The organism is Flavobacterium jumunjinense (genome assembly GCF_021650975.2).
GTDB lineage: Bacteria > Bacteroidota > Bacteroidia > Flavobacteriales > Flavobacteriaceae > Flavobacterium > Flavobacterium jumunjinense.
In genome coordinates this window covers 122,034-139,020 of record NZ_CP091285.1, presented here as the reverse complement: position 1 = coordinate 139,020, position 16,987 = coordinate 122,034, and the positions used below count along the sequence as shown (strand labels likewise).

General features: G+C 29.8%; 20 protein-coding genes and 2 tRNA genes. 8 read left to right on the top strand and 14 right to left on the bottom strand.

Translation table 11 applies throughout. The annotated features are described in order from the left end of the window. Positions 1–43: 43 nt before the first annotated feature. Together L2Z92_RS00605 and L2Z92_RS00600 are read right to left on the bottom strand one after the other, a co-directional pair. On the bottom strand, positions 44–466 hold the full coding sequence (locus L2Z92_RS00605; protein WP_236456921.1) for a hypothetical protein: 423 nt from the start codon (positions 464–466) through the stop codon (positions 44–46). A gap of 265 nt (positions 467–731) precedes the next feature. Next, positions 732–1,178, bottom strand: a complete 447-nt coding sequence (locus L2Z92_RS00600) for a cold-shock protein (RefSeq protein WP_236456920.1) — start codon at positions 1,176–1,178, stop codon at positions 732–734. Positions 1,179–1,494: 316 nt separating this feature from the next. On the opposite strand from L2Z92_RS00600, the gene idi reads away from it, so the two are divergent. The 7 genes from idi (at position 1,495) to L2Z92_RS00565 (ending at position 4,603) form a co-directional block, all read left to right on the top strand. Continuing rightward, a complete protein-coding gene (gene idi, locus L2Z92_RS00595) occupies positions 1,495–2,022 on the top strand; it encodes an isopentenyl-diphosphate Delta-isomerase (protein WP_236456919.1) in 528 nt (175 codons plus the stop codon). A 23-nt stretch (positions 2,023–2,045) separates the two neighbouring features. Next, positions 2,046–2,456 carry a 6-pyruvoyl trahydropterin synthase family protein gene (locus L2Z92_RS00590; RefSeq protein ID WP_236456918.1) on the top strand — a complete coding sequence of 137 codons (411 nt, stop codon included), beginning with the start codon at positions 2,046–2,048 and terminating at the stop codon, positions 2,454–2,456. Between the two features lie 2 nt (positions 2,457–2,458). Beyond that, entirely contained in the window at positions 2,459–2,911 is a 453-nt protein-coding gene (locus tag L2Z92_RS00585; RefSeq protein ID WP_236456917.1) for a peroxiredoxin, read from the top strand. A 39-nt stretch (positions 2,912–2,950) separates the two neighbouring features. Beyond that, positions 2,951–3,916, top strand: coding sequence for a type I phosphomannose isomerase catalytic subunit (locus L2Z92_RS00580; protein WP_236456916.1), 966 nt, complete (start codon positions 2,951–2,953; stop codon positions 3,914–3,916). A gap of 58 nt (positions 3,917–3,974) precedes the next feature. Further along, positions 3,975–4,244 (top strand): hypothetical protein, encoded by a 270-nt coding sequence (locus L2Z92_RS00575; RefSeq protein ID WP_236456915.1) that lies wholly within the window; start codon positions 3,975–3,977, stop codon positions 4,242–4,244. 83 nt (positions 4,245–4,327) lie between these two features. Further along, positions 4,328–4,401, top strand: a tRNA-Thr gene (locus tag L2Z92_RS00570). Positions 4,402–4,529: 128 nt separating this feature from the next. Next, positions 4,530–4,603 (top strand) — tRNA-Thr (locus tag L2Z92_RS00565). Positions 4,604–4,806: 203 nt separating this feature from the next. Here L2Z92_RS00565 and L2Z92_RS00560 read toward each other — a convergent pair. The 11 genes from L2Z92_RS00560 to L2Z92_RS00510 form a co-directional block, all read right to left on the bottom strand. Continuing rightward, positions 4,807–5,775, bottom strand: a complete 969-nt coding sequence (locus L2Z92_RS00560) for an IS110 family RNA-guided transposase (protein WP_236456914.1) — start codon at positions 5,773–5,775, stop codon at positions 4,807–4,809. Between the two features lie 218 nt (positions 5,776–5,993). Next, complete coding sequence (locus L2Z92_RS00555; protein ID WP_236456913.1) at positions 5,994–6,530, bottom strand: hypothetical protein; 537 nt, start codon at positions 6,528–6,530, stop codon at positions 5,994–5,996. A gap of 35 nt (positions 6,531–6,565) precedes the next feature. Next, positions 6,566–7,810: a hypothetical protein gene (locus L2Z92_RS00550; RefSeq protein WP_236456912.1), complete on the bottom strand. Its 1,245-nt coding sequence runs from the start codon at positions 7,808–7,810 to the stop codon at positions 6,566–6,568. A gap of 145 nt (positions 7,811–7,955) precedes the next feature. Then, positions 7,956–8,672 (bottom strand): DUF4369 domain-containing protein, encoded by a 717-nt coding sequence (locus L2Z92_RS00545; protein ID WP_236456911.1) that lies wholly within the window; start codon positions 8,670–8,672, stop codon positions 7,956–7,958. Between the two features lie 30 nt (positions 8,673–8,702). After that, positions 8,703–10,004, bottom strand: coding sequence for a DUF819 family protein (locus tag L2Z92_RS00540; protein ID WP_236456910.1), 1,302 nt, complete (start codon positions 10,002–10,004; stop codon positions 8,703–8,705). 85 nt (positions 10,005–10,089) lie between these two features. Continuing rightward, a complete protein-coding gene (locus L2Z92_RS00535) occupies positions 10,090–11,949 on the bottom strand; it encodes a M61 family metallopeptidase (RefSeq protein WP_236456909.1) in 1,860 nt (619 codons plus the stop codon). A gap of 94 nt (positions 11,950–12,043) precedes the next feature. Continuing rightward, complete coding sequence (locus tag L2Z92_RS00530; RefSeq protein ID WP_236456908.1) at positions 12,044–12,325, bottom strand: DUF2805 domain-containing protein; 282 nt, start codon at positions 12,323–12,325, stop codon at positions 12,044–12,046. 138 nt (positions 12,326–12,463) lie between these two features. Next, complete coding sequence (locus L2Z92_RS00525) at positions 12,464–13,066, bottom strand: alpha-ketoglutarate-dependent dioxygenase AlkB family protein (protein WP_236456907.1); 603 nt, start codon at positions 13,064–13,066, stop codon at positions 12,464–12,466. Between the two features lie 66 nt (positions 13,067–13,132). Beyond that, a complete protein-coding gene (gene aqpZ, locus L2Z92_RS00520; RefSeq protein WP_236456906.1) occupies positions 13,133–13,834 on the bottom strand; it encodes an aquaporin Z in 702 nt (233 codons plus the stop codon). Between the two features lie 147 nt (positions 13,835–13,981). Then, on the bottom strand, positions 13,982–14,884 hold the full coding sequence (locus L2Z92_RS00515; protein WP_236456905.1) for an EamA family transporter: 903 nt from the start codon (positions 14,882–14,884) through the stop codon (positions 13,982–13,984). 63 nt (positions 14,885–14,947) lie between these two features. After that, positions 14,948–15,295, bottom strand: a complete 348-nt coding sequence (locus L2Z92_RS00510; protein ID WP_236456904.1) for a DUF1501 domain-containing protein — start codon at positions 15,293–15,295, stop codon at positions 14,948–14,950. An 89-nt stretch (positions 15,296–15,384) separates the two neighbouring features. Here L2Z92_RS00510 and L2Z92_RS00505 point away from each other — a divergent pair, with 89 nt between their 5' ends. Then, positions 15,385–16,002, top strand: coding sequence for a murein L,D-transpeptidase catalytic domain-containing protein (locus L2Z92_RS00505; RefSeq protein WP_236456903.1), 618 nt, complete (start codon positions 15,385–15,387; stop codon positions 16,000–16,002). A 243-nt stretch (positions 16,003–16,245) separates the two neighbouring features. Here the strand turns inward: L2Z92_RS00505 and L2Z92_RS00500 are convergent, their stop codons facing one another. After that, the gene (locus L2Z92_RS00500) at positions 16,246–16,806 is read right to left on the bottom strand and encodes a hypothetical protein (RefSeq protein ID WP_236456902.1); all 561 of its coding nucleotides are present in this window, start codon (positions 16,804–16,806) and stop codon (positions 16,246–16,248) included. Positions 16,807–16,987 lie beyond the last annotated feature (181 nt).

The following is a 16,987-nucleotide window of genomic DNA, read 5'->3' as shown; positions in this document are numbered from 1 at the left end:
TTGCTATGATTTTTTTATACTTATATTAGTTTAGCTATGCTTGTTATCCGTTGAAGAATAAGCTAGCGATGATTACCCATATTCCGATAGCAATTCCTGCTAATCCAAGTTTACCTTGAATAGGTGCTAATTTTGCAAGTATTTGTTGTCCTTTCGCTTTAGCTTCTTCATTTTTAGATAGTAAAACTTTGTTAATCATTCCATAACCAAGAATAAATCCTAGGACAGCTTCTGTTGCAGATGATGCTAACCAAGTAACCCACCAAATTGGGAAAGTGCTTAGTATTCCTATGTTTAGAACCGCTTGGATTACACCCCAAATACCCCAAAAACAAAATAGTAAACCAATCCATCCTTGGTAAGGTGTTATTTTGTCTAAAAGTTCTTTTGCATCTGGTTTTTTTGAAAGTAATAGCGATGGTGCTGCTAATAATCCTAAAATAATCAATGTGATTCCGTAAATCATTTTTTTAATTTTTAAAGTTTAGATATTATGTTTATTTAATCTTGAATTTAATTTCAACATTTGTTTGTTGTCTAATAAAATTCAGGTGCAAATAACAGGATATTATCATTGTTAAAAATCACTATTTATAGTGATTTTTGATTTTTTTTTAATAATAGTTTACGGTATTTTTTTTGTTTACTGGGGTGGAATTATTTATGTAAAAAAAAATGTCATTATAACTCTTTTGTTATAATGACATTTTATATAATTGTTAGCTGAAATGTTAGATTTTCTTAACTCTCACAGCATTCATTCCTTTTAGTCCTTTTTCAAGTTCGTAAGTAACTTTGTTACCTTCTTTGACTTCGTCAATCAAACCTTTAACATGGAAGAAAAATTTATTATCTGAGTCTAGTTCTTTAATGAAACCAAAACCTTTTGAAGTATCATAGAAATCTACAATTCCTTTTCTTTCTGTGTCAACTTCTTCGATGTCTTCTTTTTTAGGGATTCCAATCTCAATGCTTTCTGCATCTACAATGATTTTTTTAGAAGGATCTGGTGGAGTACTTGTTAAGTGTCCATTTTCATCTACGTATACATACAAATCTTCACCTTTTAACTTCGGATTTGATTTTCTAGCTTCTTTCTTTTCTTGTTTTTCTTTTCTTTTTTTAGCGCGAAGTTTTTCTTGCTCTTTTTTGTTAAATGTTTCTTGAGGTCTAGCCATTAACTTAATTGTAATTTTATGTGATTAATTTATTAATTTAAAAAGTATATTTTTGGTTTACGAAGTGCTACTTTGTAAGTAATTCAAGTGCTAATAATCCAAAACTAAATAAATTTCTATGTTGCAAAGATACAATAATATTTTGAGGTTTAGTTGCTTATTTAATATTTTGATATTCAATATTTTATTTGTAGCAGATTTAGTGGCTTTTTCGCTCTTTTATTTAATGGTTATACAGTTGTTAAACTTCTCACAATCCTGAAAATAGAATTGTAAGCCAAACTTTTTTTGTACTTTTGAGGTATTATATACAGGTATGAAAGAAGAGAAAGTTATTTTAGTAGATATAAATGATGAACCAATTGGATTAATGGAGAAGATTGAAGCTCACCAGCATGCATTGCTACACAGAGCTTTTTCGGTCTTTATTCTTAATGAAAAGAATGAAATAATGTTGCAGCAAAGAGCAGCACATAAGTATCATTCTCCATTATTATGGACAAATACTTGTTGTAGTCATCAACGTCCAGGTGAAACGAATCTTAATGCAGGAAAAAGAAGGTTGATGGAAGAAATGGGATTTGTTGCAGAACTGAAAGAATTGTTTCATTTTATTTACAAAGCTCCATTTGATAATGGTTTAACAGAGCATGAACTCGATCACGTGATGATTGGTTATTATAATGAAGAACCAAACATTAATAGAGAAGAAGTTGAAAGTTGGAAGTGGATGAAGATTGAAGATGTTAAAGAAGACATGATTGTTAATCCAGATATTTATACAGTTTGGTTTAAAATTATTTTCGATGAATTTTATCATTACCTAGAAAGTCATAAAATATAAAAACAAATAAAAGCTATAGTTCAATGCAAGTAACTGTTTCAAGGAAAGCACACTTTAATGCTGCTCATAGATTGTACAGAAAAGATTGGTCGGAAGAAAAAAACAATGAAGTTTTTGGTAAATGCAATAATCCTAATTTTCATGGTCATAATTATGATTTGACAGTTAGTATAACGGGAGAAGTTGATCAAGAAACAGGTTTTGTAATTGATGTTAAGATTTTATCTGACTTAATAAAAGAACATATTGAAAATGCTTTTGATCATAAAAATTTAAATTTAGATGTTGAAGAGTTTAAAGATTTAAATCCAACTGCAGAGAATATCGCAATTGTAATATGGAACAAATTAAGGCCTTTTATCTCTTTGGAAAAAGAAATGGAAGTTGTTTTGTATGAAACACCAAGGAATTTCGTAACCTATAAAGGAAAATAAAAATGGCATTAAAAGAAGGTGATTTTGTTCCAGATTTTTCAGCAAAGACACAAGATGGAGAAGTATTTAATTGGTCAGAATACAAAGGAAAGGCGATTGTTATTTATTTTTATCCAAAAGACAATACGCCAGGATGTACTACTCAAGCGTGTGGTTTTAGAGATGAATATCAGGATTTTAAAGATTTAGGAGCTGAAGTAATTGGAGTTAGTGGAGATTCAGAAGCTTCACATGAGAAATTTGCTGAAAAATATAGGATTCCTTTTGTTTTATTGTCTGATGGAGAAAAGAAAATTCGTAAATTATTCGGTGTGCCTACAAATTTATTTGGATTAATTCCCGGTAGAGTTACGTATGTTGTAGACGCTAATGGGGTTATAAGGATGGTTTTTGATAGCATGAAGGCGAAAGATCATATTCAAAAAGCAAAAGAAATGCTAGAACAAATAAAATAAAAGTTTTGAATTCTCTAATTTTCTTACTAAATTCATATTATGAGTGCAAAATTATATCCTTTAACATTTAAGCCTATTCTTAAAGATAGAATTTGGGGTGGAACCAAGTTGAAAACCTATTTAAACAAGTCAATAAACTCAGATATAACGGGTGAAAGTTGGGAGCTTTCAACGGTCACAAACGACATTAGTGTTGTTGAAAAGGGGCCTTTGAAAGGGAAGAATATAAATGAACTTATAGATTTGTATTCTGAATCTTTTTTAGGGAAAAATGTTGTAGAACAATTTGGAAATCAATTTCCTTTGCTTTTTAAATTTATAGATGCGCAACAAGATTTGTCTATTCAGTTGCATCCTAATGATGAATTAGCCAAGAAAAGACATAATTCTTTTGGAAAAACTGAAATGTGGTATGTAATGCAAGCTGATGAAAATTCTCGTATTGTTGTTGGTTTTAAGGAAGATTCAAATAAAGAAGAATATTTAGAAAATTTAGAAAGGAAATCATTGGTTTCGATTTTAAATGAGATACCAGTTAAAAAAGGAGATGTCTTTTTTCTAGAAACGGGAACTATACATGCAATTGGTGCGGGAATTGTTATTGCAGAAATTCAACAGACAAGTGATGTAACCTACAGAGTATACGATTGGGATAGAGTAGATGCTAATGGAAAAGGAAGGGAGCTACATACCGAATTGGCTCTTGATGCAATAAATTACAGTACTACAGAAACAAAGAAAGATTATAAGCTTGTAGAAAATGAATCTATAAATGTTGTTGATTGTCCTTATTTTAAAACGAATGTCATTTTGTTGAATGAAGATTTGAAACGGAGTAGAGAAACTGATGCTTTTACTGTATTAATGTGTACAGAGGGTAATTTTGATCTTTTTCATGAAAAAGAGTGTTATTCTTTTAAAATGGGAGAAACAGTACTGTTGCCAGCAGTAATTGAAGAAATTATAATTAAAGGGAAAGCAACAATTCTAGAAATTTCTATTTAATTTCTATTCATTAGAATATAATGCTTAATTTTGCGTAAAATTTTTAAATAAATATAAAATGGCAAGCGTTAAAAACTTGAAAAAAGAAATCAACTATGTTTTAGGTGATTTAGTAAACATCGTTTATGTATGGGAAATGACTAATGGAGGAAAACCTACAGAAGCAACGGATGTTATTATTGATGAAATCTACGAAAAGTATGATGGTTTTGTAACAAAAATTGGTCAAAAAGACGTAGAGAATAAAAAAGCTCATTTTTCTCAAATTCGTAAAGATTTTGAAGTTGTTGCTAATCAAATAGTTGAAAAGATCAACGGATTGAACTAGAAAAAAAGGATAAAAAAAATTGCTTTTTTTTTGCAAATATAAAAAACTGACTTATATTTGCATCGCATTAAAGCAATAGAGTTGCCGGTGTAGCTCAGCTGGCTAGAGCAGCTGATTTGTAATCAGCAGGTCGTGGGTTCGAGTCCCTCCACTGGCTCTATTTCAAAAGACTATCAGAAATGATAGTCTTTTTTTTGTAAATTATTTTTTATAAAAAAAATACAATTTCCTTTGGATATAAAAATAAACTAATATATATTTGCACCGCATTAAAGCAATAGAGTTGCCGGTGTAGCTCAGCTGGCTAGAGCAGCTGATTTGTAATCAGCAGGTCGTGGGTTCGAGTCCCTCCACTGGCTCTATTAAAAAGACCATCAGTATTGATGGTCTTTTTTTGTGTTCATGATTTTTTTTTAATCGATTTCTATATTGGTTTCATCTTCAAATAACAAAGAACTGAGGTAAAAAACAACATTTTTCTTCATTAATTTTAGACATTATAAGTTTTGGCTCAAGATAATTTTTATTTTTTTGAACCTTTTATATTATATATAACTACCTATTATTTAGGTAATATTGAAACGTGAGTTTCACAATACGGTAAGCCTGATTTTGCAATTGCAAAACTCTGTTTTAAAAGTTTATTTGCAACAGCTATTAATGCTAACTTTTTACTCTTTCCTTTATTTACAATTCGTTCATAAATTTGGCGACAAGCCCTGTTGACTTTACAAGCATTAAAAGCACAGAGAAACAATAGATTTCTCAACTTTTTGTTGCCAACTTTACTTATTCTACTTCTACCTTTTACACTGCTTCCTGACTCACGAATGGTTGGCGTAATTCCTACATAGCTACATAATTGCGATGCCTTTTCAAATTTCCTAAATCCATCGGTTATTACAATTAAAAATAATGCCGTTTTATCTCCTATTCCAGGAATTGTTTTTAACAAAGTTAACTGCTCTTGTTGGTCGGATTTTACTAAGCTCATCAACTTATCTTCAATTGCTTTTATCTCTTTATCCAGATGTTTCTTGTTTCGGTTTAAAGAATGATAAACATGTTTAGATGGAAATCCTAAAACTTCTTCACCATGTAGCTTATTCTTTGCTATAGTCCGCTTCTTTATGTAACTATCCATTAACCTAAACAATTGTAAGCACTCACTTTGTGTTTCTGTTAATGCGTTATATAAAGTAACATCGTTAAATTCTCCGTACTCACAAATAAACTTAGCATCACTTTTATCGGTCTTTATTTTGGCTAATTTCATTTGTATAAATCGCTTTACACATAAAGGATTTACAACTGAAACAGCTATACTTTTACTGTGTAAAAACTGTGCTAATCTATAATGATAATAACCTGTTGCTTCCATAACAACTAATGCTTTTTGGGGTAAACTTTCTTGAAAATTTATAAAGCCTTTTAATGTGTTTTCAAATTGGTTATGTCCGCTTTTACTTCCATAAACATCAAATACATCTTTACTAATGTCAACTCCAAAAATTTCCTTATATTTAGTCATAAGAACTGTTTTTATGAAAGAACACAATACTAACATCACAACAACTTGAAAACGAGATCTAATGTCTCACAGAACTGAACGTGATTTTTAGTAGAAAAGAGTGCGGATTATCAATGTTGTCGAAGTCGATAACTTCACCGTATATAGTAACCTTATTACACTCTTTTGTTCTTTCTGATTTATATTTCTTAATTTAGTGTTTTATTTAAAATGTAAACTTAAGAAGTATAAAAATTGGTATATTCAATAGTCTTTAAAATAGTTTCATCTTTTTTTGAAAATCCATTGTTTTGATCATGAAAGCAAAATATATAATCGATTGTTTGTAGTTGTAAACATATTGTATTGTAGTTTTTACTAGCACAAGAAGAAGTTAATTTGTTTTTGTGTTCTAAAATTAAATTTCGAATTGTTTCTTTTCCGTGTATTTTAAATAAACATAGCACTTTTAAAGAGTCAGAGCAGTTAGCTTTAGACCAAACAGTATTTGATTCTAAAATGGATAAAGATTTGCTGTATTCCGTTTTAATGAAATGTTTTCTAGCTTTTAAATATTCTATTTCGCTTAATGCAATATTTTTTGCATTCGCACAGAAACCGTAATCAGATTTTGATGCTCGTTTTAATAAATTATCTATTTTCTTAAAATTAGGTGTGTTGCTATTTAAAAGTTTTTCGGCTTTGTTAATGAGTCTGTAGTCTTGAGAATAAGAAATAGAGCTTAAAAATAGAATGATAAAGAAGTGTTTAAGCATTTAGTTTTGTTTACGTTTTAAGTGTTTTTAATCGATTAAAAGCAAGGTGATTTTGAATAACCTTCACCAGTAAGTGTTTCATGGTTAATGGTGAAATTGAATGTTTTTCCATCCTTACTTCTTGTGTAAATAACATAATCCCAAATTCCTGAATGTGTAAGTTTGTATTTCCCAGTAACCTTGTTGTCGATAATTTCTTTATAATTTGAAATTGTTGTTGGAGCAGAGGTATTATTGTTGTATGATTCGTTTTCAAATTCAAGTTTTATCGAGTCTTTTTGGTCTTTATATTTTACAGTTAGTGCTTTTTCATTTTGAAATGAAATCATAATCTGTAGGTTTTTATTCGAATCACCATTATAGCAAATATAATGATCTGGTATAGTTGAATTAGTTTCAGTAAAAGGAATCTCTTTAAGTAGTTTGAAATTTGAATTTTCCGATTGGCCTTCGTCAATGAATTTTTTAAATATTTTTAAGTTTTTATTTTCTAAAACACCATAATATAATGCTCCACCTCCTGCAAACCAAGATTGAAAAGCAAATTTTGAGCTATTTGGAATGTTATAATTCGAACGGCTATTGTCGTCGATTGGCATTAAATTGTAATCTTTTACAATGAAAATAGGTTTTTCAGAATTTGAAGGAGTAACGAAAATCTCTGTACTTGGAGCTCCAGATTCGTTTTCAATAGTGTTTTTTTGTGATAAAGTAAATGTAGTAGCTATTTCGGTGTTTTCTGAAGATGTTATTTCTTTGGATGTTTGAATTTGAGACAATAATTCAGAATACTTTTTGTTTGTATCTGTTAGTTCTTCTGAAATTAGTTCTTTTTTAGATAGTTTAATATCTCTTTTGGAGAGTGTGTCTGTTTTTTTAAATAAAATAGCAGGATTCATTGTAAAGTCATAAACAAGTTCACTTGCAATTGTGATTGGCTGACTCGTTTTTTCATCGAAAGAAGATTCATACATAATGTGATGAACAATATTTAGGCTATCCTTATTTAATAAATAATGGAAAATATTTTGACTGTATTCTGAGCATTGAATTGTTTCAGAAATTATTTTTACGTTATCCTTTGTGTATTCGTTTGTTTCTCCCCAGCAATCACCTTCTCCAGGGATTTCGGATTTAGATAGTTTAAAGTCGTTTAAATTGTGTTTGAAAGGAAAGAAATTTGCTATTGGTGTTTCCGTTGTTGGGCTGACTTCTGTCTTAGATTCTTTTTTACAACCTATTGCGCTAAGTATAAGTAGAGCAAGTAATGTTTTTGTCATGTTTTAGATTTTAGAAAAATGTGTAACCAGTTGATTTATAGTTTTATCAAATGTAATTATTTATTTGGTTAAAAATTATTAAAACACAAAAAAGGCAAATGATTGTTCATTTGCCTTTTTCTGAGTGTTTTTTGAAAAGAAAAGATTATTTTTCGTTTTTCTTTCTTTCTTTTATATGCTTTCTAAGTAGTCTTCCGTATTTTGATTTTGCTATTTTCGGAGACATTTTTTTTGTGATAGTGTCTAGAAAAGCAATATTAATATCTCCAATTTCTGATAATGCTAAATAAGGAGCAACTTCATAATCTCCATGTGTAGCAGCGAAATTAGCTGTGTAACGATATTTTCTTGTCAATAATTTTTGGTATTCGTTATTGATACTATCTGTTGTTTCTTGGGTTAATTTTTCTCCAGTTTTGATTCTTTTTTCAATTAACTCTAAATTCTTTTCGTTAAATTTTGTTTTAAAAGTATTAAACTCAGTTAATAGCTCATGGTTTTTAGATCCAGTAATTTTTGCAGAAGCATAGAATTCTTTAAGATTGGTTTCTATATTCATTTCTCCAGGCTCAGCAAAAAAGGATAAATTATTATCTATTGAGTTTGTTTGACCTCTGTTTAAAAATAAAAACAAGACTTCTGGACTCTTTAATTTAATTGTACTTTCAAAATGAGAATCACCTTTAAATAATATACTATCTAAAATGACAAAAGAAGTATCTTTTATTTTTTGAATGTATAATTTCCCTTGACTAAGACCTTTAATATTTCCAGTTAAGTGTAAACTTCCTTCTGGAGTTTCTTTTTTATCACAAGCGATTAAAGTTAATAGTCCAACTCCTAAAAGCAATAATTTTTTCATTGTATATATTGGTGTTAATTTATTTTTTTATTAAGGTGAAACAGTTTCCATTAAAAAGGCGCAAAGTATAGCTCCGTATGTTCCAGCAATATATCCAAATATAGCTAAAAGTACTCCAACGCTTGCTAAAGAAGGGTGAAATGCTGCGGCAACAACTGGTGCAGAAGCAGCTCCTCCAACATTAGCTTGGCTACCTACCGCTATAAAGAAGTAGGGCGCTTTAATTAATTTTGCAAACGCAAATATGATGATAAAATGAATTAACATCCAAATAATTCCTACAACAATTAATCCTGGGTTGTCAAAAACAGCAGATAAGTCCATTTTCATTCCAATTGAGGCTACAAGTATATAGATAAAAATACTACCTATTTTACTTGCTCCAGCTCCTTCGTAGGTTTTAAGTTTAGTGTTCGATAATATAATTCCAATAATTGTAGCTATGGTTATCATCCAGAAAAATGTTCCTCCAAATGTTGAAAAAAAACTTTTTGGGTTATTTACTGACTCAAAAGTGTTTTTACAGAATTCGGATGCTATTTGCGATCCCCAATGCGATAATCCAACAGAAGTGAATGCGATAGCGATGAGAACCATATAGTCGGATAACGATGGATTTCTTTTAACACTTTCTTGATAGTTAGATACTTTGTCTTGTAGTTTTTGAATAGCTGAATTGTCTGCTTTTAACCATTTGTTTATTCTTTCTTTTTTGCCAATTCCATATAATAAAGCAGCCATTCCAATATTAGCTACAACTATGTCTACTAATACCATTGCTCCATACTTAGATTGATTGTATTTAAAAATTTCTAACATTGCGGCTTGATTTGCTCCTCCACCAATCCAACTTCCTGCAATGGTAGATAAACCTCTCCATACGGCATCAAAATCATTTCCACCTACGGTTTCTGGAGAAAATAGAGATACAATTAAAATAGCTATTGGTCCACCAATAATTATTCCTACAGTTCCTGCTAAGAAAACAAATATCGCTTTGTAGCCTAAGTTGAGTAATGCTTTTAAATCGATACTTAGTGTCATTAAAACTAATGCAGCAGGTAGTAAGTACCTACTTGCAATAAAATAAATTTTAGATTCCTTATTAATAATTTCTCCTGTTGAAGAAATCTCTTCCCATTTTGGAGCAATAATATGAAAGGAGCTAAATATTGCAGGAAGTAAATAACACATTAAAAGTGCAGGGACTACACTATAGAATTTTTTTAATGCTTTATCTTCTGAAGAGGATGTGTAAAAAACGATTCCTAAAAGAAGCATTAATAATCCAAAGACAATAGTGTCATCTGTAAAAAAAGGAGGATTGTGCATGTTTTTTTTATTTGCACGCAAAATAATAAAAAAAATCCTCAAAACAGCAATGTGCTTTGAGGATTAAATATATTGTTAGGTAGTATTAGCCTTTTAGCCAGCCTTCTCTAACCGTTTTTTTGTTTTCATCTGTAGATTGGTATCCTTCTCTATTTTCTTTAGGTAATTTTACAGTACCTTTTAATTCTTGCTCTTTACCGTCTCTTTTGATTTTAACTGTAACTGGGTCGCCATCTTTCCAGCTAAAAGATGAAACAATAATGTTTTCTATATTTTGTAGATTTGCTTCAATATCGTTAACATATAATAATCTGTCATCACCTTGAATACCTAGATTTGTCATGAAATCATTTGGTTCAATACTCGGTAAGAAAAAGATTTCTCTTGTTCCTGGATCAACACTAATGTATGGTACTTGCATGTCTTTTAAGAATGCATTACCAGGCACTTCAATAGTAGTTTTTGTAACGCCCATTTTTTCAAAGAACTCTTCGTATGGAATTGGAGTTTCTCCAGCTACATATTTGTTTAAGAATGCTCCAACTGCAGGATATGTAAGTGATGTTATTTTAGCAAATAATTCTTCATCTTTAAATGGTTTTTTACTGCCGTATTCTTTTGATAAATCTTGCATAAGGTTTAAAATTCCTTTTTCACCATTACTGTTCTCTCTAATAATAATGTCCATACACATGGCTATTAATGCGCCTTTTTGATATACATTAACATATTGATCTTTGTATGGTGCTTTAAGAACGTTTTTACTCATTTTAGTAAAACTCATCTTATCGTTCATCATTTTAGATTGTTGAATCTTTTGTGACATTCTTTCATAGAATTCAGCTTCATCAATCAAGCCTTGATTTACTTGGAAAAGATTTGCAAAGTATTCAGTAACTCCTTCATACATCCATAAATGTTCAGACATTTTGGGGTTTATAAAATCAAAATAATGAATTTCATTAGAGTGAACACTTAAAGGTGTAACGATATGGAAAAATTCATGCGAAACGACATCTTTTAATTGTTCTTGTAGTTGCTCTAATTCCATTCCTTCTGGCATAACTACAGTTGTAGATGTAGTATGTTCTAAAGCTCCAAATCCTTTTGCATCAACTTCGTTAGCTTCTGAAAGATATAAAAGAATGGCATATTTTTTAGTAGAATTAATTGGTCCAAGGAAACGCTTTTGAGCATTCATCATTGTTTCCATATTAGGAGTGATGTCAGCAGCGGTATATTTACCAGTTGGAGAATATACACTAATGATAATTTCCATGTCATCTACCATAAAAGTAGTAATGTCTGGTTTAGAATACATTAAAGGCATGTCTACTAATTCTGCATATCTTTTAGAAATAAAAACGTCTTTATCAGAACTATCATCAGTGTCTACTAAAGCAGAAACACCTTGTAAAGTAGCAGGATGAGTAATTGTTAATTTGTATGGACTCAATTCTTTTCCTTCGAAATAACCAACGAAACCATGTGTGTTTAGCATGAAGTTTTCACCTGCTTTAATATTGGTTCCTGCTGGAGAGAAAACATCTTCACTTTGACCAAATCCACCACCTTTTTCAGTGTCGAAAGAATCATTTACTAAATAAGTAACTTTTGATAATTTAGTTGCTTCGCTAATTTTATAAGTGTTCTCTGTTAATTTTGTAATTGTTAATCCGTTTCCATTAGCGTCAAAGGCTTGAACGTTTTCAATAAACTTACCATAATTGTCTTCAGAATAAGTTCCTGGAACAGTTTTTGGTATATTGAAAGTTGTTGTTTCGGTAGTAAAAGTAGGTGTTGCAATGGTTACCATTACTTTATCGTCTTTTACATTTACTAAATCTATTAAAACATCAACTTCATCTTTTTTAGAACTAGAAGGACCAGTTTTACAACTCCAAATAAAACTTGCAACTGCAAGTGTTAAAAATATTTTTTTCATTTTAATCTTTATTGATATTTACATTGGACGCAAATTTGTTTTTTTTGTTACAGTATGAAAAAAAAAACCTCCAATAAATGGAGGTTTGAGAATTTTAGTCAAATTTATTTTTAAAGTAATATTTGCTGTCTAAATCGTCGTCTTGTAAAGGATCAAATTTTAAAGGTTTCGGCTTTGGCTTACTTGCAACTGCTTTTTTCTTCCAAATTTCAAAATTATCTTTAGATAATTTTTTCTTCATTAATTCAGTTACATCTTTTTCGATGATTCCGAATTCTTCTTTTAACACTTCAAAAGGTTTTTTTTCCTCTTGTGCCATACTAACAATTCTTTCAATTGTCTTACTGTCTAATTCTGATACTTTATTTTTTTTCATTACATGAAAAATTAATCTATTTTTTAATTAATGTTATACACTTCAATATTACTAAAAAAATATTAAAAAATGCAAAATATATCTTTTTTTTACAATTTGTTAATTATGCTTATGTGTTGAATGTCTTTTTTTTGTGTTTTAAATGATCGTTCTAAATGTTAAATTTATTCTATCTTTTTTAGAGGAAGAAGCTTTTGGTAATTGGTGTTTGTAGTAGGTTTGACTACCTTCTTTCATCAATAACAAGCTACCATGATTTAAAACTAGATTTTGCTTTGCGTCTTTCTTTTTATTATGTTTTAGCTGAAACGTTCTGTTTTCTCCTAAGCTTAATGAAGCAATTATAGGGTCTTTACCTAATTCCTTTTCATCATCTGCATGCCAACCATTGCTGTCTTTTTCATTCCTATATAAATTTAGTAATACTGTTGTAAAGTTTACCTGAATAACATTTTCTATTTCATTTTTAATATGCATTAACGTAGCGTTCCAATGATGAGGATGCATAACAATATTCGAATATGAATAAGGTTTTCCTTCATTACCATATAGTGCGGTTAATCTAGGTTGTAAGTGCGTTTTACCATATATAGTGATTGTGTCTTGTTGCCATGGCGTTTCAATCAGAAGTTTTTTAAAAAGTAAATCGGCTTTTTCTTTAGTAAAGAAATTTGGATAATACTCGAAAGTAGCATCGGGTAGCTTAAGTGTGATTTTTTCGTTTGGAAATAAGTCTAGCATATTGTATAAACATGAAAGAGCAATACATTAAGTGCATTGCTCTTCAAATATATGAAAATATAGATGTTATTTATTATCTCCTAGAAAATTTTTATAAATAAGTCCGCCTGTAATTGCACCTAAAATTGGAGCAACCCAAAACAACCATACTTGTGCTAAGGGCTCTCCACCAACAAAAATAGCTTGCGATAAAGAACGTGCAGGATTTACAGATGTATTAGTAATTGGAATACTTATTAAATGTATTAATGTTAATGCTAAACCAATGGCTAAGCCTGCAAATTTTCCATTAGCTAATTTATCTGTAGCTCCTAGTATTATAATTAGGAAAAATAATGTCAGTACATATTCTGCAACAAAAGCAGAAGTTATGGAGAAACCTTGAGGGGAAAAAGAGTCATATCCATTAGAAGCAAAAGCACCAGCTTGAGTAGGGTCTATTTCAAATCCTGATTTTCCTGATAGAATTAGATATAGTGTTCCAGCGGCTACTACTGCACCAACGCATTGTGAAACAATATAAGGAGCAAGTTCTTTTGCAGGGAAGCGACCACCTATCCATAAGCCTATAGAGACAGCGGGGTTAAAATGTCCTCCTGAAATGTGCCCTACAGCATAGGCCATTGTAAGTACAGTTAAACCAAACGCGAGAGAAACTCCTGTGAATCCAATTCCAAGTTCAGGAATTCCTGCTGCCAAAAGAGCACTACCACAACCTCCAAATACTAGCCAAAATGTTCCAAAAAATTCTGCAAATAGTTTTTTCATGATTTAAAATTTTAGTTCTTAATTGTTTATTCTCTTTACTGTATAAAACAAAACGTTTATATAGAAAAGATTACTTTAAAAGTAGGAAAAATGAAGATTTTAAAATAAATTTTGAAAAAAAATACTTGCAGAATATCGATTAAGTGTCTATTTTTTTCGTTTAAAATTAATATTCATAATAACAATAGCAGTAATAATTAATACTATTCCAAACCATTGTGAGAAAACTACTGTTTCATTTAAAAGAAAATAAGCCATTAAAACAGAAACAGGTAACTCTAAAGAAGAAACGATACTTCCAAGTCCAAGTCCTGTTTTTGGAAAACCAGCATTCATTAAAATAGGCGGAATTATAGTTCCAAAAAGAGCTAAGAAAACACCAAACTGCCCAAAAATAGAAAAATTGAAAGCTTCTGTTTGTGTATAAAGGCTAAAAAATAAGACAATGATTCCACCACCTAATAGCATATACAAACTACGTTGTGCAGAAGAAACTCCAAGTGCTATTTTATTAGCTGTAAACATAGTTGTTGTAAAAGAAATTGCAGCTAACATTCCCCAAAAAAGACCAATCCAGTTAAGCTCTACTTCGCTAAAAAGTAAGTTTGTAGCCAAAAGAGTTCCAATAAGAACAATCAAAACAGCTAACGATTTTTGTTTAGAAGGAGCTTTCTTGTCTAAAAACCATTCTACTAAAACACCTATCCAAACCGTTTGCATTAGTAAAACAATTGCAATAGAAACATCGATATATTTAACACATAAATAATAAAAAACACTAGTCATTCCTAATGAAGTTCCTGCTAACATTAAATGAAAAATGTTTTTAGAACTTGCTTTAACCACCTGATTTTTGTTTTTATATTTTTGATATAAATTGATCAATAACATACCTAAGATTCCATACACAAATTGTGATGTAGTAACTTCAGCTGTTGTATATTGTTCTTGGCTTTTATAGGCTAATTTTACTACGGTTGCAAGCATTCCATAACTAGTTGCACCTAAGCCAACTAAAAAAACACCTTTAATTAATTCATTCTTTGACATCTCTCATATTTTTTTAAGGGGCGCAAATATAAGGTAAAGGAATTGGTTTCTAGGTTAAAATTTTTAAAATAATCCGTTTAAAATTGGATTTTTAATGCCAATTTGTGTTGGATTAAAGGCTAAATGTTCTTGTAAAATGGAAGCATAAACACTCCTAAAGTCAATCTCAAATTTTAAATCATCATTATCTAAGTCTGTTAGATTTGGATTAGAACCTAAAATGCTTCCTTTAGTATTTCCTCCAATAATAAACATTGGTGCAGCGGTTCCATAATCGGTTCCTTTTCCATTGTCTTTTACTCTTCTTCCAAATTCTGAAAATACTACAATAGTAACATAAGGTAAAAGTGAAGCTTGTTTTAAATCATTACAAAGCGCCAAAACGATAGACCAAAGAGTGTTATTATTCATAGTTGAAATATTTTCTGTTTTTTAGATATTTTTTAACACAAAAGGTTTGAAAAAAGTTTTATAATTACCATTCAAACAAAAATTAAAGAATGAAAAATGTACTGTTCATCTGTTTTATAGCGTTTCTGTGTTGTAATAATAAAGTGAAGGAGGAGAAAATCAAGAATTCGATTGTTGAAACGAAAAAAGAATATTCGAGTTTTCACAAAGAAGCGTTAGAATATGCTAAGCAAAACGGATTTAATCAAGATTTTTATTATCTCTTAGATTTTAGTATTCATTCCGGTAAAAATAGATTTTTTGTTTATGATTTTAAGAACAACGAAATTAAAAAACAGAAATTAGTTACTCATGGAAGTTGCGATCAGTTTGAAGAAAATCCAGAAAAATGGGAAAAAGCAAAATTTAGTACAAAGAATGAAAGTCATTGCTCCATGAAAGGGAAATATAAAATTGGTAAAAGAGACTATAGTTCATGGGGAATTAATGTTAAATATTGGATTCATGGTTTAGAAAAAACCAATAATACAGCAGTAAAAAGAGTAGTAGTACTTCATTCTTGGGACGCGGTAAAAGATGAAGAAGTATATCCGAGATATAGTCCTTTAAGCTGGGGTTGTCCAGCTGTATCTAATGAGTTTATGAAAGAAATTGATAGTGAATTACAAAAAAGCACAAAGCCAGTTTTGCTTTGGATTATTGAATAAAAAAGTCTTAATGGTAATATTAAGACTTTTAAAGAAAGCTTGAAAATGAAGCTGTTAACGCTTTCTATTTCTAATTGTTTTAGTTTTTTTAGCTTTGTTTTTTTGAATAATAGTTGCTTTTTTTCTTGATTTATAAACTTTCTTAGCAGTAACAATACGATGTGTTTTTGTTTTGTGATAATGTGTATTATGTCTCACACATTTACTTTTAAAGTTAATATGTTTGTAAGTTTTCCATGGTTTTCAATAGTTCGGGTGTTTTTTCCATCTATATGGCGATTTCCAAACAACATATTTAGGATGATATACAAATTTAACGCAAGGCCAAAACCATACATTAACAATTACTTTAACAGGTAAAACTTCATAAGAGCTTGGACCTCTTTTCGAAGTGTAAGACTCTACTTCAATATCAAACGGTTCAATGATTGTGTTTAGACTATATAAATCTTCATTTCCTTCAATTTGAAGAACAGCAAATTCTTTATCGGTTCGTTCAATTCCTATTGTTGCAATATCTTGAATTGTTTCTTCATCTAAATAAGTAGATAAAATAATCACATGGGTATTCTCTTCTTTTAAAGATTCGACTGTTATATAATCAATTTCACCATCGTCATTTAAATCTAAATTGTTGATGTTGTTTTCTTCGGTATTAATGAATTTTTCAAACTCTTCTAAAGAATTTGCTTTTTTAAACATTTCTAGAGCACCTTCCAAACTAAAGTTGTCTCCAGAATTTTCTTGTCCGTAGTTTAATGATATTCCTAGAATAACAATTAAAATTGATAAACCCTTCTTCATATTAAATATTTTTGACTTTTGTAAAAGACGTAATTCAAATAAACTATCTTTTAATTAATTGTGAGTATTTAACAATAAGACAGTTTAAAGTTAAAAAGGTTTAAAATAATAGTGTTATTTTGTGTCTAATTCATAGATATATGCATTTAAAATATGTTTTTATTATTTTTTTTATATATTT